Source organism: Aquamicrobium aerolatum DSM 21857 (assembly GCF_900113935.1).
In the GTDB taxonomy this organism is placed as follows: domain Bacteria; phylum Pseudomonadota; class Alphaproteobacteria; order Rhizobiales; family Rhizobiaceae; genus Aerobium; species Aerobium aerolatum.
This window is the reverse complement of record NZ_FORF01000033.1, coordinates 1-18,863: the sequence shown is the minus strand read 5'-3', so window position 1 is coordinate 18,863 and position 18,863 is coordinate 1. Positions and strand designations below refer to the sequence as shown.

Annotated in this window: 15 protein-coding genes and 3 pseudogenes; 4 read left to right on the top strand and 14 right to left on the bottom strand. The window is 60.0% G+C overall.

The genetic code is table 11. The annotated features are described in order from the left end of the window. The 3 genes and pseudogenes from BMZ42_RS16935 to BMZ42_RS16925 form a co-directional block, all read right to left on the bottom strand. A pseudogene (locus BMZ42_RS16935) lies at positions 1 to 233 on the bottom strand (IS21 family transposase); the annotation flags it as partial. A gap of 116 nt (positions 234 to 349) precedes the next feature. Next, positions 350 to 562 (bottom strand): annotated as a pseudogene (locus BMZ42_RS16930) (MarR family transcriptional regulator); the annotation flags it as partial. 41 nt (positions 563 to 603) lie between these two features. Beyond that, positions 604 to 1,980: a leucyl aminopeptidase family protein gene (locus BMZ42_RS16925; protein ID WP_091524891.1), complete on the bottom strand. Its 1,377-nt coding sequence runs from the start codon at positions 1,978 to 1,980 to the stop codon at positions 604 to 606. Between the two features lie 210 nt (positions 1,981 to 2,190). Here BMZ42_RS16925 and BMZ42_RS16920 point away from each other — a divergent pair, with 210 nt between their 5' ends. After that, positions 2,191 to 2,991 (top strand): tetratricopeptide repeat protein, encoded by an 801-nt coding sequence (locus tag BMZ42_RS16920; protein ID WP_244523314.1) that lies wholly within the window; start codon positions 2,191 to 2,193, stop codon positions 2,989 to 2,991. A 56-nt stretch (positions 2,992 to 3,047) separates the two neighbouring features. On the opposite strand, the gene trmB is transcribed toward BMZ42_RS16920, so the two are convergent. From trmB to BMZ42_RS16875, 9 genes are all read right to left on the bottom strand, one after another. Beyond that, positions 3,048 to 3,746 (bottom strand): tRNA (guanine(46)-N(7))-methyltransferase TrmB, encoded by a 699-nt coding sequence (gene trmB, locus BMZ42_RS16915; protein WP_175556774.1) that lies wholly within the window; start codon positions 3,744 to 3,746, stop codon positions 3,048 to 3,050. A 24-nt stretch (positions 3,747 to 3,770) separates the two neighbouring features. Continuing rightward, a complete protein-coding gene (metK, locus tag BMZ42_RS16910) occupies positions 3,771 to 5,018 on the bottom strand; it encodes a methionine adenosyltransferase (RefSeq protein WP_091524887.1) in 1,248 nt (415 codons plus the stop codon). 147 nt (positions 5,019 to 5,165) lie between these two features. Continuing rightward, positions 5,166 to 5,570 (bottom strand): helix-turn-helix domain-containing protein, encoded by a 405-nt coding sequence (locus tag BMZ42_RS16905; protein WP_091524884.1) that lies wholly within the window; start codon positions 5,568 to 5,570, stop codon positions 5,166 to 5,168. A gap of 237 nt (positions 5,571 to 5,807) precedes the next feature. Further along, entirely contained in the window at positions 5,808 to 7,388 is a 1,581-nt protein-coding gene (lnt, locus tag BMZ42_RS16900) for an apolipoprotein N-acyltransferase (protein ID WP_091524882.1), read from the bottom strand. A gap of 88 nt (positions 7,389 to 7,476) precedes the next feature. After that, positions 7,477 to 8,538 carry a ferrochelatase gene (hemH, locus tag BMZ42_RS16895; RefSeq protein WP_091524880.1) on the bottom strand — a complete coding sequence of 354 codons (1,062 nt, stop codon included), beginning with the start codon at positions 8,536 to 8,538 and terminating at the stop codon, positions 7,477 to 7,479. A gap of 176 nt (positions 8,539 to 8,714) precedes the next feature. Then, positions 8,715 to 9,968, bottom strand: coding sequence for a phenylacetate--CoA ligase family protein (locus tag BMZ42_RS16890; RefSeq protein ID WP_091524877.1), 1,254 nt, complete (start codon positions 9,966 to 9,968; stop codon positions 8,715 to 8,717). A gap of 37 nt (positions 9,969 to 10,005) precedes the next feature. Continuing rightward, positions 10,006 to 10,425 carry an outer membrane lipoprotein Omp10 gene (gene omp10, locus BMZ42_RS16885; RefSeq protein ID WP_091524876.1) on the bottom strand — a complete coding sequence of 140 codons (420 nt, stop codon included), beginning with the start codon at positions 10,423 to 10,425 and terminating at the stop codon, positions 10,006 to 10,008. 138 nt (positions 10,426 to 10,563) lie between these two features. Further along, on the bottom strand, positions 10,564 to 11,229 hold the full coding sequence (locus BMZ42_RS16880) for an aminotransferase class IV family protein (RefSeq protein WP_091524873.1): 666 nt from the start codon (positions 11,227 to 11,229) through the stop codon (positions 10,564 to 10,566). A 113-nt stretch (positions 11,230 to 11,342) separates the two neighbouring features. Beyond that, positions 11,343 to 13,169, bottom strand: coding sequence for a M3 family oligoendopeptidase (locus BMZ42_RS16875; RefSeq protein ID WP_091524871.1), 1,827 nt, complete (start codon positions 13,167 to 13,169; stop codon positions 11,343 to 11,345). Positions 13,170 to 13,333: 164 nt separating this feature from the next. Here BMZ42_RS16875 and BMZ42_RS16870 point away from each other — a divergent pair, with 164 nt between their 5' ends. Both BMZ42_RS16870 and mepK read left to right on the top strand, forming a co-directional pair. Further along, the gene (locus tag BMZ42_RS16870) at positions 13,334 to 14,845 is read left to right on the top strand and encodes a sigma-54-dependent transcriptional regulator (protein ID WP_091524869.1); all 1,512 of its coding nucleotides are present in this window, start codon (positions 13,334 to 13,336) and stop codon (positions 14,843 to 14,845) included. Positions 14,846 to 15,037: 192 nt separating this feature from the next. Further along, positions 15,038 to 16,888, top strand: coding sequence for a peptidoglycan L,D-endopeptidase MepK (mepK, locus tag BMZ42_RS16865; RefSeq protein ID WP_244523313.1), 1,851 nt, complete (start codon positions 15,038 to 15,040; stop codon positions 16,886 to 16,888). A gap of 110 nt (positions 16,889 to 16,998) precedes the next feature. On the opposite strand, the gene BMZ42_RS16860 is transcribed toward mepK, so the two are convergent. Further along, the gene (locus tag BMZ42_RS16860) at positions 16,999 to 17,646 is read right to left on the bottom strand and encodes a 2-dehydro-3-deoxy-phosphogluconate aldolase (protein WP_091524864.1); all 648 of its coding nucleotides are present in this window, start codon (positions 17,644 to 17,646) and stop codon (positions 16,999 to 17,001) included. Between the two features lie 79 nt (positions 17,647 to 17,725). After that, the gene (locus tag BMZ42_RS18330; protein ID WP_280139884.1) at positions 17,726 to 18,511 is read right to left on the bottom strand and encodes an N-acetylmuramidase domain-containing protein; all 786 of its coding nucleotides are present in this window, start codon (positions 18,509 to 18,511) and stop codon (positions 17,726 to 17,728) included. Between the two features lie 119 nt (positions 18,512 to 18,630). Here BMZ42_RS18330 and BMZ42_RS16850 point away from each other — a divergent pair. Next, positions 18,631 to 18,863 (top strand): annotated as a pseudogene (locus tag BMZ42_RS16850) (IS21 family transposase); the annotation flags it as partial.

The following is an 18,863-nucleotide window of genomic DNA, read 5'->3' as shown; positions in this document are numbered from 1 at the left end:
CGCCGGGGCTTGGCCACGTTCGTCGTCAGCATCCGGTCAAGCTCTTCGCGCCATGCCCCCATCCGCGGATAGGGCTGATGCTTGCGCTCGTAGCGGAACTCGGTCTCGTCCGAGCGCAGCACCTTGCGCACCACTTTCCGTGAAACCTTCAACTCGCGGCAAATCGCCTTGATCGACTTGCCCTGAACCCGCGAAAGCCGGCGTATCTTTGCAATCGTCTCCACAATCAACATCCAAAACACAAATGCCTCCGATGAAACCGGAGGCATTTTGATGACCCCACGTTAAGGGGTCCCGTTTGGACGAAAATCACCCCTTAAACAGGGTCCTCATTCCATGAAAAATCACAGCCCATCGTGTCGAGCGCGCGGGTAATGACCGGCTTGGTCACTTCAAGCTTGGCAGCGAGCCCGCGGACGGTATGAGGCGGCGGGTCAAGGTAGATCGTCAGCAAGATCGCCATCTGCCGCATTGTCAGATCGTGCGCTCCGTTGCGCACCTGTGAAAGGGTCACCTGCTGCCAGAGCCGTAACGACTGGCTGGGACGCATCGCAATAGCCATGCGCCATGATAGACGCTCAAGTCGTTACGGTTCCGTTTCCGTCAGTTGCCGTAGCGGTTGGTGAAAACCCGCTCGAGCGCACGGATCGCCTGTGCCTCGCCGCCGACAGTACAGTGGGGGCGTTCGGTCGGGCTCCAGCCGAACACATCGAAATGCGCCCATGATTTCGCGTTCTCAACGAAGCGACGCAAGAACAACGCAGCGGTGACTGCACCGGCAAAGCCGTCGGAGGTGACGTTGTTGCAATCGGCAACTTTCGAGGAGATTTTCTGGTCGTAGGGCGACCACAGCGGTAGGCGCCACAGCGGGTCGGCGGTTTCCGTGGCCGCTACGGCGATGTCGTTTGCCAGGGCGTCGTCATCGGTGAAGAACGGCGGCAGGTCAGGTCCGAGAGCAACCCGTGCAGCGCCCGTCAGCGTCGCCATGTCGATCAGCATATCCGGCGTCTCTTCATCGGCGAGCGCCAGCGCATCGGCCAGCACCAGCCTTCCTTCGGCGTCGGTATTGCCAATCTCGACGGTCAGTCCCTTGCGGCTGGTAAGGACATCTCCGGGGCGGAAAGCATTTGCGGAAATCGAGTTCTCGACTGCCGGTATCAGCACCCGCAGACGCACGTTCAGTTTCGCGCCCATGATCATGGCCGCCAGACCCAACACATTGGCAGCGCCGCCCATGTCCTTTTTCATCAACAGCATGCCCGAAGCGGGCTTGATATCCAGCCCGCCGGTGTCGAAGCAGACACCTTTGCCGACCAGAGTGATCTTGGGCGCATCCGAATTTCCCCATGTGAGGTCAATCAGGCGCGGGGCTTCGGCAGAGGCGCGTCCCACAGCGTGGATCATCGGGAAGTTCTGTTGCAGTAGGTCGTCGCCGATCGTCACATTAACGACCGCTCCGTGCCCGGCGGCCAGTTTACGCACTGCCTCCTCCAGCGCGATAGGGCCCATGTCACTGGTTGGTGTGTTGATGAGGTCTCGCACCAGAAAGACGGCATCGGCGCGCCGCTGGACGGCAGCAGCGTCACATCCGGCAGGCGCTGCGAAGGTGAGCGCGCGCGGCTTCGATTTTTTATAGCGATCGAACTGATAGGAACCCAAAATTACGCCAAGGGCAGCAAGGTCTGGATGCTCTGGACCAGCGGCAAAATACCAGTCTCCTTCAGGAAGCTGGCGAGCGAGCGTCCCGGTCGCAAGCGAAGCAAATCCATAGCCGTCAACAGGTGCGCCAAAAACGGCACCGGCAGCCAAACCGTCCTTGCCGGGAAGAACCAGCAGCTGGCCCTCTTTCCCGGAGAATCCGTTCGCCTTGGCCCAGGCAGCATGGCTGGCGTCCAGACGCAGATCCTGAAAAGTTTCAGCCGTCACCATGTGGACTGGCAGTGCGGTGCCGGTGGGCTTGTCGGTCAATGTAACGGGCATGAAAGCTTCCTTGGAGCGGGCGAGATACTTGGCGTCATCACGTGCCAGCAAAACGTTAAGGCGCGATCACCTTTAGCACCAGAGGGAAGGCACCATTTCGAACGACACCTTCGGCGAGCCTGTTAACTCACCATTAGGGTTAACAGATTATTTCTCGTTTCAGGCAGCCTTGGAATGGGTTGGAGCGATGAGAGGGGCGTGATGCGTACCATGAGCAAGGGCAGAGCAGGGCAAGGACGACTCACCCTTACTGCGGTCGCCGTCGCGTTGACACTGGCTGGTTGTGCCGGGACCGATCGCATGACAACCGGCTCGATAGGGCGCAGCGCGTCCGCGCCGATCGAGACAATGTCGTCGCAACAGCTCGCATCGACAGCCCAGTCGCTCGGCCAGGCCTATGTGCGCAATCCAAAAGATCTTAATGTGGCGATGCGGTATGCATCGGTGCTGCAGATGACAGGGAAAGTGGATCAGTCTCTGGCGGTCATGCGCAAGCTAGCCATTGATTATCCACGCGAGCGACAGGTGCTCGCTGCCTACGGCAAGGCGCTTGCATCAGCCGGGGAGCTTGAGCCGGCGCTCGATGCAGTGCGACGTGCACAAACTCCGGAATATCCCGACTGGAAGCTGATGTCGGCAGAAGGTGCCATTCTGGATCAGCTCGGCAAGCCGAGCGAAGCGCGCCAGCTTTATCGCCGCGCGCTCGAGTTGCAGCCGGGTGAAGCGTCGATTCTGTCCAATTTCGGCATGTCGTATCTGCTTGAAGGCGACCTGAAGGCGGCGGAGAGCTACATGCGTCAGTCGTCGCAAGCAGCTGGCGCGGATAGCCGCGTCCGACAAAACCTTGCATTGGTGGTCGGCCTTCAGGGGCGCTTTCAGGAAGCCGAAGAAATTGCGTCGCGTGAGCTTTCACCTCAGCAGGCCGAAGCAAACGTTGCCTATCTGCGTTCGATGCTGGCACAGCAAAACTCATGGAGCCAGCTGAAGAACGAGGACAGGAAGACCAACTGACCTATCTGTTCTGCGTTGAAAGCGTGTGAAGCGACCCCGAAAGATCGCGACACGCTTTAGCGGCGCACGAATGTCAGATAGGCAGGAGGACGACCTTCGCGGATCGCTTTTGCCTCGTAGCGCGTGCCGGGCCAGGCTTCATAGGGCGTATGCCAGTCCAGTGGCGATGACGCCTGCCATTCGAATGCACCATGATCTCGACATGCCAGCAGGGTCCAGTTGATGTAGGTGTCGATGTCGGAAGCGAAGCGGAAAAGTCCGCCCTTCTTCATCACCCTTGCAAAGCGGTCGAGGTTGACCTCGCTCACGAAGCGGCGTTTCCAATGACGCTTCTTTGGCCACGGGTCGGGATAGAACAGATCAATCCCTTCTAGGGACGCATCCGGCAACCAGTCGAGAAGCTGCGTCGCGTCGTCGTCGTGCACCCGCAGGTTTGGCCGCGGTTGCTTGTCCACCTGATTTACCAGCTTGGCCATGCCGTTGACGAATGGCTCGACGCCGATAAAGCCGGTCTGGGGGAAGCGCCCGGTTTCGTGGTGCAGGTGCTCGCCACCGCCAAAGCCGATTTCGAGCCGCACGCCGTTAACCGGCATTGGGAACAACGTCTTCAGGTCATCCGGCGCGGGTGACTCAAGATCGAGTTTCATGTCCGGGAGCAGGCGCGAGACTGCGCCTGCCTGGGCCGGACGAAGCGTTTTTCCATGACGGCGGCCGTAAAAGGCCTCCGTGGATCGCGTACGCCGCTCTTCAGTCATGTCTATGTCCAACAGTTGCGGCAGTCAGCCCGCAACTGCCTCCTTCAGTGCTTTTACCAGATCGGTCTTTTCCCAGGAGAAGGAACCGTCGCGGCCTGCTTTGCGGCCGAAATGGCCATAGGCAGCGGTCTTGGCATAGATCGGCTTGTTGAGATCGAGATGCCGGCGAATACCCGACGGCGACAGGTCGATGACCTTGCGGATCGCGGCTTCGATCTGGTCTTCCGTGACGTTCTTGCCGGTGCCGTGCAGGTCGACATAGATCGACAGCGGCTGGGCGATGCCAATGGCGTAGGACAACTGGATCGTGCATCGCTCTGCAAGCCGTGCTGCCACCACGTTTTTGGCGAGGTAGCGCGCCACATAGGCGGCGGAACGGTCGACCTTGGTGGTGTCCTTGCCAGAGAACGCCCCGCCGCCATGTGGCGCGGCGCCACCATAGGTGTCGACAATGATCTTGCGGCCGGTGAGGCCGGCATCACCATCCGGTCCGCCGATCACGAACTTGCCGGTCGGGTTGATGTACCAGTTGCAGTCGTCGGCGATCTTCAGGCCGCTCAACGCCTCGCGGATGTACGGCTCAACGACCTCGCGCACTTTCCTGGAATCCCAGCTGCTGTCGAGGTGCTGGGTCGACAGCACGATCGAGGCCACCTCGGCGGGCTTTCCGTCGATATAACGAACCGTCACCTGGCTCTTTGCGTCGGGGCCAAGCCGGGCGGCTTCGCCTTCACCGCGATGGCGGGCGGCGGCCAGCACTTCGAGAATCCGGTGCGCGTAATAGAGGGGTGCCGGCATCAGTTCCGGCGTTTCGTTGCAGGCATATCCGAACATGATGCCCTGGTCACCCGCGCCCTCGGAGCCTTGCTCGTCAGACGCGTTGTCGACGCCTTGCGCGATGTCCGCTGATTGCGGATGCAGCAGCACGTCGATCTTTACGGTCTTCCAGTGGAAGCCGTCCTGTTCGTAGCCGATTTCGCGGATTGCCTTGCGGGCCGCGGAACGGAACTTGGCTGGATTGATGACCTTGTCGCCGTTCTTGTCGATCTTGCAAAGCGTATCGGGCAACCGCACTTCGCCAGCGATAATGACCTTGTTGGTTGTGGCCAGCGTTTCGCAGGCGACACGCACTTTCCACGGATCGACGCCAGTCTTCTTGGCTTCCTTGTAAATCAGATCGACGATTTCGTCTGAAATCCGGTCACAAACCTTGTCCGGATGGCCTTCTGAGACCGATTCACTGGTAAAAAGATAATTCTGGCGCGACGACACGGGTATCCCCTCTAGAAAGGAAGCTGCTGACGCAGCTTCGACGGCATCTTGTTAGCTGTGGGGAGGTTGCAGCGTCAAGCAAGTGCTGCCCGTCAGGGAGTGGCAAAGAGAAAAATCTTGCGTCCCGGCGAACGTTGCAGTCGGTTGTTACTCGTCGTTGGCAAGCGTGCGGACGAGGTCGATGATCCGCGCTCTGACTTTTGGGTCCGTGATTTGGACGAACGCGCGGTTCAGGCGCAGCCCTTCCGTGCTGGAAATGAAGTCGACGACATAGTTGGAAGAATGTTCTTCGGAGAGTTCCATGACCGGCGCATCTGTTGGTGCGTCTTGAAAAAAATACGACACCGGCACTTCGAGAACGGAGGCGATGGCCTGCAATCTGCTCGCACCGACCCGATTTGTGCCTTTCTCGTATTTTTGGACTTGCTGAAAGGTAACGCCAAGGCTTTCGCCGAGCTTTTCCTGGCTCATGCCGGCCATGTTGCGGCGCAGCCTAATTCGGCTGCCGACATGAATGTCGATCGGATTCGGTGTTTTTTTGGCTTCAGACATGCTTTCCCTCGCCCAAACAACCTTGCCGGATGGCCACTGTTCCGTAGTGGAACCCATGTCTGGCTGTTGTCCTGGAATATTTCCACGTTTCTTCCAAACGCGAAATTGCTCTAACTCTTTGTTTTTACGCAAATTCCGAATGCAAATCGTTTCGCATTGTTACCTGGAATTGCTGTCGTTCCCATGCAAGTCCCCCGCACGCGGCGATGGGACTATGAATCGCTAATATATATCGTGTCAATTAAACCTTCGGCGGTTTAGTCGTGTGCCGAGCGTCCAGACGCCCAGCGCCCCGAGCACGCCCATTCCCACCAGCTGGGGTGGCAGATTTGTTTCCACCCGTTGCCTTGGCACGGCGACGTCGAGAACGCCGACGGCATTGATGGCGAAGGCATCGACGACCCTGCCATAGGCATCGACAACCCCGGAAATGCCATTGTTCGCGGCCCGTACCATGGGCAGTCCGCTTTCCACGGCGCGGATCTGCGCCTGACGAAAATGCTGGTAGGGGCCTGGTGTATCCCCGAACCAGGCATCGTTGGTGACATTCAGGATCACGTCAGCGATCTCTTGCTGATCGGAGGCGACGCCCGGGAAGATAATCTCATAGCAGATGAAGGGCAGCGCGCGCACGCCAGTTGTCGACACGATGGCGTGGCGTGTCTGTCCGGCAGAAAAGTCGGAGACCGACTGCACGATGCGCGACATGCCAAGCTTTGACAGAACGTTGCTGAAAGGCAGGTATTCGCCAAATGGGACCAGATGCACCTTGTCGACCGCGTCATAGGTCTCGCCGCTATCATTTATCGCGACGACGGAATTGTAATAGCGCTCGGGCTGGTCTGCAGCTGCGGCTTCAATGCGGACGGCACCTGCAAGCAGGGTCTGGTTGGGCTGGAGAAGTTCGTCCAGGGCCACCAGTGCATCGGGACGCTCCGAGAGGATGAAGGGGACTGACGTTTCCGGCCACACGATGAGGTCTGGAGGGGCTGCTTCTGCGGCCGGGGCGCGCGCGCTCAGGTCCAGATAAGTTGCAAATATCCGGTCGCGAACCCGACTGTCCCACTTCTCGGCCTGATCAATCGATGCCTGCACGATCCGCACATTCATGAGGGTCTCCGGGGAGGCGTCGGAGTTGAAGAGGCGCAATGCGCCGTAACCGACATGAAGCGCGATAAGAGCAGTGGCGAGCAGGAGCCCCGTGCGTCGCCCCCGTCTCGCGGCAAGAAGGGCCGGGCTGGCAAAAATCAGCACGGCAAGAGCGTTCATGCCGGTAAAGCCGACGATACCTACCGACTGCATCAGCAGCGGAATTGGCATCAGCGCCTGTCCAATCGCATTCCATGGAAAACCGGTGAGCAGAAAGCTGCGCAGCCATTCGGCAAGTCCGAACGCGAAGGCCAGCGCGGCTATGCGCGACAGTCCATCGCTCCAGAACAGGCGCGCCAGCGCGGTCGCAAAGCCATAGAAGATTGCCAGAAGGGCAGGCAGGCCCAGAACTGCCAGGGGCAAGGCCCAGGCAAACAGATCTGCCTCCACCAGCAACGCCTTGCCGGTCCACCAAAGCCCCGCAACGAAATATCCGAAACCGAAGCACCAGCCGATGAAAAACGGGCGCGCCATGCGGCGCAGAAGCCGCTCGTCACGGAAGCCAGATGTGCCGTCGAGCAGCCAGACGAGAACGGGAAACGAGATGAAGCAGGCGGCAAAAAAGTCGAACGGAGGCTGTGACAGCGCCGCCAGCATTCCTGCCAGGATTGCAGCTACTGTCCCACGCCACCCCGAAAGCAGTATCACCTTGCCCGCAAGGCGCTCCATCTGCACCCCAGATTGAAGAGAATCATTGCTGAAAGGTTCTATCAGCGCCGGCTCATGCTTCCAAACGATTGCTTGGCGCAGGCTGGCCTTACAGCCAGCCGCCCAGCTCCCGTCTCACCAGACTTTCGAGCATAGCCATGCCGACATCGCTTTCGTTGAGGCAGGGAATATGGGCGAAGTTGGTGCCACCGGCGTCGATGAAGATCTCGCGCACCTCGCCCTCGATTTCCTCCAGCGTCTCAATGCAGTCGGCAGCAAAGCCGGGATTGACGATGGCGATCGACTTCACGCCCTCCTTGGCAAGACCTTCAACGGTCGCGTCGGTATAGGGCTTGATCCATTCTTCCTTGCCAAACAACGACTGAAACGTTGTGCGCAGGCGGCCTTCGGGCCATCCGAGGCGTTCGTTCAGAAGGCGCGTCGTCTCCACACAATGGTGATAGTAGGGATCGCCCTTTTCCGAATATGAGATTGGAATGCCGTGATAGGAAGCGAGCACGACTTCCGGCTCGAATTCCAGTGTCGCCAGATGGCTTTCGATCGATTGCGCCAGGGCTTCGATGAAGGCGGGCTCGTCATAGTAGGGGGGGAGCGTGCGCACGCTCGGCATGTTTCTCAGCTTCATCAGCGCGCGGTAGAACTGGTCGTTCGCTGTCCCCGTCGTGGTTGCTGAATATTGCGGATAGAGCGGCACATTGATGATGCGGTCGCAACCTTGCTGGATGAGACGGTCTATGCCTGTTTCCAGCGAGGGGTTGCCGTATCGCATCGCGTAATCGACCACGACATTCGGCTCATTGGCGAATGCCGCTGCAAGCTTTTCGACCTGATTGCGAGTGATGGTGCGCAGCGGGGATTCGTTCTTCTCGCGATTCCAGATCGTGTCGTAATTGGCGCCGGTCTTTTGTGGCCGCGTGTTCAGGACGATGCCGTACAGGATCGGATACCACTTCCACTTTGGGATCTCGATGACGCGGGGATCTGACAGGAACTCCGCCAGATAACGGCGCACCGACCGGTAGTCTGTCGCGTCGGGGGTTCCAAGATTGGTCAGAAGCACACCAATGCGGCCCGTGCGTCGCGGAGCTACCTTGGGAAAGCTCGGGCCGGCGGTCGTGACGTTCTCGGACTCAATGGTGGAGATATCCATGCAGCGATTCCTTGCAAGCGGGGCGAAACCAACCTCATGCCCCACCGGCGAAAGCGGTTCGCGCGGGCTGCGGTGTTTTCAGATTCAAACTCTTCCACGTCGTCGGAAAGACACCGGACGATCTAGGGATACTCAGCCACAATGCAAGATGTTGCCTTGCCGCACCTTGATTGAACTCAACCGGCGTAATCTCGTTCGTCGACGATGATCTTGCCGTCATTGGGCAGGGAGCCGGAGGCTACGATATGCACGTTGCCGCCAAGTTTGGTGATCTCACGGAGCGATGCCTCGATACCGGCGCTGTCAGGGGTGGCGCCGTGCACGGGTTCGACATGCAATGTCATGACATCGCGAGCGCCGTCCCGGCCAACGATCAGGCGCGCCCTCGATACGTCACTGTGGCGAGTCAGAATATCCGCCACCTGCTTGGGATCAATGAACATTCCCTTGACCTTGGTGCGCTGGTCCGCGCGGCCCATCCAGCCGCTGATCCGAATGTTCGTACGGCCGCACGCCGACTGGCCGGGAAGTATGGCAGAGAGATCTCCGGTTCCCAGTCGCACCATCGGATAAGCAGGATTGAGACTTGTCACGACTACTTCGCCGACCTCGCCGTCTGCCACCGGCACATCAGTTCCGGGGCGTACAATCTCGAGAAGCAGATACTCGTTGACGATCATGCCTGGATTTGGTCGACCCTGTAGGTCTGCACTTTCGTAGGCGATAACGCCCAGTTCAGCGGTGGCATAGCACTGGAATACTGAAACACCACGCGCCGCATACTCGTCCCGCAGTGACGGGAACAATGCGCCGCCGGTGACAAGGGCATGACGGAAGGACGACAGATCTTTGCCAAGCTCGGCTGCGCGGTCGAGCAGGATCTTGAGGAAATCAGGCGTCCCGGCGAATGCTTCAGGCCTTAGCGCGGCTGCTGCATCTACCTGCATGTCGGTGTTGCCAGTGCCTGCCGGAAATACGGAGCAGCCCAGCGCGCGCGCGCCATGGTCGAGCATGAAGCCGCCGGGAGTCATGTGGTAGGAAAACGCATTGTGGACGGTGTTGCCGGCCCGGATGCCGGCGGCATAGAAGGCGCGAGCTGCCTGTGCGGGATCGGTCGCGAGCCCTTGCGGCTCCCAGATTGGACCGGGAGACATGAAAATCCGTCCGCCAGCCAATTGTGATGCAGGTGCAAAGCCGCCGAATGGCGGATTGGCGAACTGCATGTCCATCAGTTCGGCTTTTCGCAGCACCGGTACCTGCGCCAGTGCTTCGCGCGACGTCAGCTGCGCGGGGGAGATGTCCGCAAGGCGCGCGTGAAGCGCGGGGGTTTCGGGCAGAGCTGCGTTCAGGAATGCAGGAAGGCGCGCAAAGAAATCGGCTTCGCGCGCCTCAAGTGGACGAGTTTCCAGATCGTCGAATGTCGGTGCCATGGTTCCTCCTAGACCGCAGGCTCCCGGTCGCGATATGTCAGGAATTCGCCGTCGCCCGTCGCGTCAGCGAGAATTGCTGTCCGGTCGAGCCTGTGCAGTTGAGCTGTGTCGGTGTCACCATGGCGCAGTTTACCTGCGTTGTGGTCTGGCGAATAAGGGACGTCACAGAGATCGACACGGTTCTGGTGTCGAGCTGGGTGTAGTTGCCCTCAGCCAGCTTGTTGCCGGTGTCGGTCGCAAGCGTCTCGAAATAGCCGTTGGTGAAGCGTGAAATTGCAACGCCATCCGTGCTCATCCAGTCGCCATCGAAGGCCGATTGCGAGGGTGGCGGCAGCGACCCGAATTGCCCGCCAGGCTGTGTTTGTCTGCCGCCATTGTAAGGCTGGCTCTGGCAACCGGCCAATGCAGCCATTGCTGCGATTGCGGCTACCATTCCGAATTTGCCCGCATCCATCATCCCGATTTGTCCTCTTTTCGGTACGATTGTATTTTTCAATCGCCGGTTTTCAGTGCGAAAGCAAGGTTTCGTCCCGTTGTTCGCTGCGAGACAACGGTTAACGAACATGTTTGTTGCCAATTTGCCAACTCAGATTTGTTACAAACTGTTCAGTCGTGCACGGATGAGGCCGCGCAGCGAGTTGCCGACGAAGATTTCCGTTGCGTGGGCAAGGTCGTCTGGCAGCAGCACGGCCTCTTCTGCTTGCCCGCTTTCCAGCAGAGATTGGCGCAAAACACCCGCCAGCAATCCACATTGCAGCGAGGGGGTTTTGAGCGGACCGTCATCGAGGCGCACGAAAAGACTGGTGATCGTTCCCTCGCACAATTCGCCTTTCTCGTTCAACAACAGCACTTCCTGCGCCGTTTCTGCTGCAAATTCGGCCCGTGCAGCATCGTAGACGCCACGACGCGACGATTTGTGGCGTAGCAATCGGTCGGTCGACGACAGTCGTGTTGCGGCGATTGCGAGGGTCCAGATCGTGCCATTGGCGACCGGTTCGAACGGATAGGCCTGAGCGCAGCAGGAGCCGTCGCGTTGAAGCGTGAGGCGCATCCGCTGCTGGTGTCCGGCTTCGGGCAACGAGGCGAGCGCGTCGGAAATCCTGCCCGGATCGTGCGAAAAACCCAGCTCTCGTGATGCGGTTTCAAGGCGGCGCAAATGCAGGTCGAGACGCACAATTTCCGCGTCTGGTTCCCGACGCATGGTCTCAAACAGGTAAAAGTCGGTGTCTGCGGCAGATGGAACTTGGTCTTTGATGCGCATTTTTTGGTCTTTGGAGGGCATTCTTTGATCAATGCCCGTCTTTTTCTGGCATCTGATGCCGGGTTGACGGCGCGCATGGTGGGGCGCGCCGTCGGCAAGAGCAAATTTCTCGCCTAGTCTTCCATCGCTTCAAGTTCGCTGATCAGTCCGTCGATGACCGACAGCCCCTTGTCCCAGAATGCAGGGTCGGACGCATCGAGCCCGAACGGGGCCAGCAGTTCGGAGTGATGCTTGGTTCCGCCGGCCTTCAGCATCTCGAAGTATTTCTGCTGGAACCCGCTTTCTGCGTTCTGATAGACGGCATAGAGCGAGTTCACGAGACAATCACCGAATGCGTAGGCGTAAACGTAGAATGGCGAGTGGATGAAGTGAGGAATATAGGCCCAGAACGTCTCGTAGCCTTCGCGAATGCGGATGGCCGGTCCAAGGCTTTCCGCCTGTACTGACAGCCACAATTCGCCAATCCTTTCCGACGTCAGTTCGCCCTGGCGGCGTTCTGTGTGCAGCTTGCGTTCGAACTCGTAGAACGCGATCTGGCGGACGACCGTGTTGATCATGTCTTCCACCTTCTGCGCCAGCATCGCCTTGCGCTCGCGCTTGTCGCGGGTGCGCTCGAGCAGCAGGCGGAAAGTCAGCATTTCGCCAAAGACAGAAGCGGTTTCCGCCAGTGTGAGCGGGGTCGACGACATCAATGGACCCTGGCCACCGGCCAGAACCTGATGGACGCCGTGGCCAAGCTCATGGGCAAGGGTCATCACGTCCCGCGGCTTGCCCATGTAATTGAGCAGGATGTAGGGGTGCGCGGAGGGAACCGTGGGGTGGGCAAACGCGCCGGGAGCCTTGCCGGGGCGCACCGGAGCATCGATCCAGTTCTTGTCGAAAAAATTCCGGGCGATGTCGGCCATCTGCGGATCGAACGTGCCATAGGCTGACAGAACCGTCTCGCGCGCTTCGTCCCAGCCGATCACTGCCTGCGGCGTCTCGGGAAGCGGGGCATTGCGGTCCCAGTGGTTCATCTGGTCCATGCCGAGCCATTTCGCCTTCATGGCGTAGTAGCGATGCGACAGGCGCGGATAGGCGCTTCTGACAGCAGAAGCGAGAGCGTCGACGACCTCGGGCTCGACCCGGTTGGCCAGATGTCGCGAGTCGGCAATGTCCTGAAACCCGCGCCAGCGGTCGGAGATTTCCTTGTCCTTCGCCAGCGTATTGGTGATCAGAGTGAAAGTGCGAATGTTCTCGCCGAACGTCTTTGCAAGCGCTTCGGCTGCTTCCTGACGCACGGCGCCGTTGGGATCCTGAAGCTTGTTGAGCGTCGCTTCCAGCACCAGCGTTTCGCCGCCGACCTCGAACCGCAGGGCGGTCATGGTTTCATCGAACAGACGGTTCCACGCTGCCCGTCCGGTTACCGATTTTTCGTGGAACAGCTGCTCGACACGGTCTTCCAACTGATAAGGCCGGTCCTTGCGCAGATCGGCAACCCACGGACGATAGTGACCGAAGGCCGGGTCGTTTGCGAGCGCCTGCTCGAGAAGCTGGTCGTCCACAAGGTTGAGCTCAAGCGTGAAGAACAGCACATGGGCGCTGGCATCCGTGAGTTTCTCTTGAACGTCGCCATAGAATTTGCCGTGTGTCGGGTCAGCGGTATTGCTTGAATAAAGCAGGCCGGCGTAAGAGCCGATACGCCCCATCAGCTCATCAAGCGCCTCATAATCGCGCATCGCAGCCCCAAGGCCTTCGTCGCCAGACTTGCTGGCGGCTTCGGTCAGCTTGCCCTTCCAGCGTGCTTCGAACGTGGCCGAATCGTCGGCTGCGCGCACCAGGTCGCGCGCAAGATCCGGGTCGCTCATGCCGTCGTATAAATCCGACAGGTTCCATTCCGGCAGACCATCGAGCGTAGCGGCGCCCTCGCTCACGCCCCGCAGGGGGTGGGTGTAGGACATACGAGTTTCAAGGGAGGTCATGCGCTAATGCCCATCTCAATCGTTCAAGTTTTAGGAAGGCCCGAAACCAGTGGTTTACCGGCTTTCTTGAGCCTGTGTTTAGCCGGGTGTGCCATGTTGAGCCAACCGGAAAAGCAAGCCTAACGAAATTCCACGAAAGTTCCATGGCCCGTTCAGTACTCATTGTCGATGATGATCCCGTCCAGCGCCGCCTGGTGCAGGCGGCGATTTCGAAATTCGGTTACGAGACCGTTGCGGTTGATGGCGGAGAGCCAGCTCTTGCAGAGTTGGAGCGTTCAGGTGGCATTTCTGTGGTGCTGCTTGATCTGATGATGCCCGGTGTGGATGGGCTTGAGGTTCTCAAGCGCATGCGCGAGCGTGAAATTCACGTGCCTGTCATTGTTCAGACTTCGCGCGGGAGCATCGATACTGCTGTCACTGCGATGCGGGCGGGTGCATTTGATTTCGTGGTGAAACCAGCATCGCCCGACCGGCTTGAAGTGGCGGTCAGCAACGCGATGAAGGTGAAGGCGTGCGAGGGTGAGGCGAAGCTTGCCAGGCGCGGGGCGGCCGGAACAATCACATTTCGAGACATGATCACCGGCGCCCAGTCGATGCAGCGGGTGATCGATCTGGCGCGTCGGGCGGCCAGTTCGAACATTCCGATTATGATCGAGGGTGAATCCGGTGTCGGCAAGGAACTCGTCGCCCGCGCGATCCAGTCGGAAAGCGACCGCCACGGCAAACCGTTCGTGACGGTGAATTGCGGTGCGATTCCAGAAAACCTGATCGAAAGCATCCTTTTCGGGCACGAAAAGGGGGCTTTTACCGGCGCCACGGAAAAGCATCTCGGCAAGTTTGTCGAAGCAAATGGCGGCACGCTGTTTCTCGACGAGGTCGGCGATCTGCCGCCGGAGGCGCAGGTGAAGTTGTTGCGTGCGGTACAACAGGGCGAGATCGACCCGGTGGGCGGGCGCGCCACGGTCAAGGTCGACATCAGGCTGATTTCGGCGACCCATCGCGATCTGTTGCAACACGTCAAGGATCAGCGTTTCCGCGAAGACCTGTTCTACCGGCTGAATGTCTTTCCGATTCATGTTCCGCCCTTGCGCGATCGGCGCGAGGACATCCCGCTGCTTGTGAAACACTTCATCGGGCGCACGGGACCGGCAGAAGCGCGGGCGCGGATCACTGGGATTTCGGAGCAGGCGTTGGACATGCTGACGGCCTATGACTGGCCGGGCAATATTCGCCAGCTCGAAAACGCGATCTTCCGCGCCATGGTGCTTGCGGATGGTCCTGTGCTGACCAGCGATGAATTCCCCCAGATCAAGGCGCAGGTGGAGGGCATCACGGAAGCCGAACTTCCGGCGAAGGCCCCTGTCGTTGATCTTGCCGAGGCGCGAACGCCGCAACGCGTCGCGAAGAAAGTCGCTGTGACGAATAGCGAAACGGCAGCTGCCGCATCAGCGCTTTCCGCACTTGATGAGGAGGGCAACGTTCGCACCCTCGCGGAGGTCGAGGCGGAGATGATCCGCTTTGCGCTTGAGCACTATAATGGACAGATGAGCGAGGTCGCCCGCCGCCTCGGCATTGGCCGCTCAACCCTTTATCGCAAGCTCAAGGAACTTGGTCTCGATCCGGAGGAGGGCAGGGTCGAGCGACTGGTTTGTTGAGCCTTGGCTCTCGCCTTAACGGTTGATTTACCCTATACACCGATACGGAGGAGTGACATGAACTCGCCACGCTGTCGGCGCATTCATGCTTCAATAAGCGGTGATTAACCATTAGGATTCATATTTGGAGTGTACGTTACACTCCTGGATTCTGATCCGGGGACAATTCCACAGCCGACAAGGCGACGCGTTTTGAGCATTCTGAACCGAACTGACATGGGGTGGCGGTTAGAGGGAAATGCCCGGCTGAAATGGCTGGGCGGTCTCGTGGCCGCTATGATCGTATCTTTCTGCCTCGCTGCACCTGCCAGCGCGCAGACCCGGAGCCTGAAGCTCTACTTCATCCATACCAAGGAAAAGGCAGAGATCACCTATATGCGCAATGGTCGCTACGACCAGCGCGGATTGGAACAGGTCAACCGTTTCCTGCGCGACTGGCGTCGCAACGAGCCCGCCAAGATGGACCCGAAGCTGCTTGACGTGGTCTGGCAGGTCTATCAGGCGGTCGGCGCGCGCGACTATATCCATGTCGTCTCCGCCTATCGCTCTCCCGCCACCAACAACATGCTGCGCGGGCGCAGTTCCGGCGTTGCCGAGAACAGCCAGCACACGCGCGGCAAGGCGATGGATTTCTATATTCCCGGTGTGCCACTTGCCAAGTTGCGCGCAGCAGCCTTCAAGATCGAGGGCGGTGGTGTCGGCTATTATCCAAAGTCGGGGTCACCTTTCGTGCATCTGGACGTCGGCAATGTCCGCTCCTGGCCGCGCATGAGCCGCAGCGAGTTGATGGCGCTGTTCCCGGACGGCAGAACCATCCACGTTCCGGCAGACGGCAAGCCGCTGCCCGGCTACCAGCAGGCCATGGCGGCTTACAAGAGCCGTTCCGGTGCACCGGTCCAGATTGCCAGTGCTTCTCCGTCAGCCGGAGAGTCGGGCGCGCCCAGCCGTGGCCTTTTGTCTGCGATCTTCGGTGGTGGCAACAATGCCCGTCCGAGCGAAACAGTGCGCGAAGCGCCGGTTGCAGCGCAACGGCCAGCCGCAGCTCCACGGCTTGAGGCTCCGCAGCCAGCAGCGCCGGTCGCGGCGCCCGCCGAAACGATCATTGCCGCCTTGCCGGAGCGATCTGCTCCTGTGCCAGGAGCAGCACCGCGTCCGCTCGTTGCAATTGGCGCGCCAGCTGCCGCGCCGTTGATTGCCGGCTTGCCGGAACGTCCGGTTGCGCCGGTCAGTGTCGACGAGACGGCTACTGCACTTGCGCTCAACGTTCCGTTGCCATCTCCGCGTCCCAATTACGCGCCTTCCGTCGCGCCAGCTGCGGCGGTTCAGGTGGCGGCAGCCACGCCGGCTGTAGAAGCTGACATGCCGATTGCAGCGATCGCCGCTGAACGTGGCAGCGCGGCGGGCAGCACTGCAATTGCCGAAATGCTGGCGGCGACCGCTTCTGACAAGCGCGCGGACGTGGTCTTCACCAATCACCCGATCCCGACATTCCGGCCGAGCCTCGACAATGCCGGTGAGCGTCAGGTCGCTGCATTGTCCGGCGAGCAGGGTGCGGGTGATGTTTTCGTGCTGGCATCGCTGCCATCGACCGAGCAGCGCTCCGAAGCTGCTGAGCTGAAGGCGGCTCTGCGCGCTGAGATACCCGATGTTGCGACGATCAAGAATGAGCGGAATGCTGCGCTGTCGGCATCGCCACGCCAGGCATTGATCGCCCGCAGCAACGGATCGGACGTTTCAGCGGCACTGGATTCGGGGGTTCGCACCACGGCCAAGTCGTCGAAGCCACGTGCCGAACAGGCGCGCCCCGACCCGAGGGCAGTCGCGATCCCCGTTCAGAAGGAGCTGACGCGCTGGGCCTTCGTGCGTGATCTCGATGTCAAAAGCGCGGGCGGGACCGCCGAGCCGGCAAAGGCGCACGATATTGTCCGCGCCGCACCCAAGACGGTCTACACGGCTGGATTCCAGCAGGTGATACCCAACGCCGATGTCAATCGGTTCAGCGGCAAGGCGGTAACCTTCATGTCGGTCGCCCGTTTCAATTGATCAAAAAAAGCCGGGAATTTCCCGGCTTTTTCTTTGACGCGATTAAAGCGTGTCACGTTCTTCTGGGTTGGCTTTCACGCTTTGAGTGCCCCCTTTTCGGGAGCCCTGCGCTAGCGGCTGAGGGACGTGGCAGCGCGCGCTAGTGCTTCGATTTCGTCCCATTTGCCTGCAGCGATGAAGTCGTCCGGCGCGACCCATGATCCGCCGACGCAGATGACGTTGGGCAGGGAAAGGTAGGTTGCCGCGTTGGCGACGCCGATGCCGCCTGTTGGGCAGAAGCGGATGTCCGACAGTGGCGAAGACAGCGACTTGAGAAACGCAGCACCACCGGCCTGCTCTGCGGGGAAGAATTTCAGCACCGAGTAACCGCGTTCATATGCGGTCATGATTTCACTGGGCGTGATCGCACCGGGCAGGAGCGGCACCGGGCTGTCCGCTGCGGCGTCGATCAGGCTGGCGGTGCAGCCGGGGCTGACGATGAAGCGCGAGCCGGCTGCGGCGGCTGCCTCGAACTGGGCCGGATTGAGGATTGTGCCCGCGCCGACAATGGCTTCGGGAACTTCGCTTGCGGCGAGGCGGATTGCCTCAAGCGCGGCGGGAGTCCGCAACGTGATCTCAATGGCGGGTAGCCCGCCTCGGGCCAGTGCTCGCGCAAGAGGGATCGCATCCGCTGCTCGCTCGATCTTCAAGACCGGAATGACCGGCTGTGCTTCCATGATCTGCAGAAGTTCATGGGTTTTCTGGCTGGGAGCTGCCATCTCTCACTCCTGAAAGGGTGGTTTCAATCGATTTAACGTTGGCTGCTTCTAGCAGGAGAGCGTCGTGCGTGTCGACGGCCTAAATTCTGATCGCGCGCAGGAGAATGTCCTTGAGCCATTCCAGCCATGACGGCGTGGCGGCAAGCGCCTTGAGGGTCGCGGGGCCGGCGATGCCGTCCACTGCAAGACCGGCGACCTTCTGGAAATGTTTCAGGCATGCTTCGGTCTGCGGACCGAAGATCCCGTCAACACCAAGAACATAGCCGCGTTCGACCAACTGAGACTGCAAAGCGCGCACCTGCGTGCCGCGCGCGCCGAGTTTCAGCAGTGCTGTCGCTGTGGGTGCCTGCTGGCTCGTGAATTGCCGGTAAGCGCGGGCGAGTTTTCTGTCGTAATCGTTCTGGCGATAGGCAGGGCCGTTGTAGCCCCGTGCAAAAGAAGGCCAGTCGTGCTTGCGCAACGCTTCGACAAGACCGGCCTTGATGATGTAGCGAGTCATCAGGCGGAGTTGGCCGTCTGCGCCAGCGCGCGCTTCAGCCACGAAAGCGTCGATGCTGGAATAGCCGAGCCAAGACCAGTGCGCCCCCATGACTTGCCCGAGGCCCCATGACGTCGCTTCGTGGGCGGCAGCACGGTTTATGCTCGCGGCGCGGTTAACGAGCGCCCAGCGCGCCTCCTGCGAGGACGGATTTCGGATGGTGCCAGCTGTGGCAGACGACAATCCCTGACGGCGCGCGGCCTCGCGTTCGGACGCAGAAAGGCGCCTGTCGAAATAGTGGCCTTCGAAACGGATCAAAGGTTGGGGGGTGCCGGAGATCAAAATTTCGGCCTGCAGGGCGCTTTCGAGACTTGCGACTGCAGCCAGCGCTGTGATTTTTCATGGAATGAGGACCCTGTTTAAGGGGTGATTTTCGTCCAAACGGGACCCCTTAACGTGGGGTCATCAAAATGCCTCCGGTTTCATCGGAGGCATTTGTGTTTTGGATGTTGATTGTGGAGACGATTGCAAAGATACGCCGGCTTTCGCGGGTTCAGGGCAAGTCGATCAAGGCGATTTGCCGCGAGTTGAAGGTTTCACGGAAAGTGGTGCGCAAGGTGCTGCGCTCGGACGAGACCGAGTTCCGCTACGAGCGCAAGCATCAGCCCTATCCGCGGATGGGGGCATGGCGCGAAGAGCTTGACCGGATGCTGACGACGAACGTGGCCAAGCCCCGGCG

Excerpts from the sequence above, each read along its gene's own strand:
- BMZ42_RS16870 (WP_091524869.1), top strand. The coding sequence starts at position 13,334 with ATGGCCCGTTCAGTACTCATTGTCGATGATGATCCCGTCCAGCGCCGC.
- omp10 (WP_091524876.1), bottom strand. The coding sequence starts at position 10,425 with ATGATGGATGCGGGCAAATTCGGAATGGTAGCCGCAATCGCAGCAATG.
- BMZ42_RS16920 (WP_244523314.1), top strand. The coding sequence starts at position 2,191 with ATGAGCAAGGGCAGAGCAGGGCAAGGACGACTCACCCTTACTGCGGTC.
- trmB (WP_175556774.1), bottom strand. The coding sequence starts at position 3,746 with ATGACTGAAGAGCGGCGTACGCGATCCACGGAGGCCTTTTACGGCCGC.
- BMZ42_RS16925 (WP_091524891.1), bottom strand. The coding sequence starts at position 1,980 with ATGCCCGTTACATTGACCGACAAGCCCACCGGCACCGCACTGCCAGTC.
- hemH (WP_091524880.1), bottom strand. The coding sequence starts at position 8,538 with ATGGATATCTCCACCATTGAGTCCGAGAACGTCACGACCGCCGGCCCG.
- BMZ42_RS16890 (WP_091524877.1), bottom strand. The coding sequence starts at position 9,968 with ATGGCACCGACATTCGACGATCTGGAAACTCGTCCACTTGAGGCGCGC.
- BMZ42_RS16875 (WP_091524871.1), bottom strand. The coding sequence starts at position 13,169 with ATGTCCTACACCCACCCCCTGCGGGGCGTGAGCGAGGGCGCCGCTACG.
- BMZ42_RS16880 (WP_091524873.1), bottom strand. The coding sequence starts at position 11,229 with ATGCGCATCAAAGACCAAGTTCCATCTGCCGCAGACACCGACTTTTAC.
- lnt (WP_091524882.1), bottom strand. The coding sequence starts at position 7,388 with ATGGAGCGCCTTGCGGGCAAGGTGATACTGCTTTCGGGGTGGCGTGGG.
- BMZ42_RS16860 (WP_091524864.1), bottom strand. The coding sequence starts at position 17,646 with ATGGCAGCTCCCAGCCAGAAAACCCATGAACTTCTGCAGATCATGGAA.
- BMZ42_RS16905 (WP_091524884.1), bottom strand. The coding sequence starts at position 5,570 with ATGTCTGAAGCCAAAAAAACACCGAATCCGATCGACATTCATGTCGGC.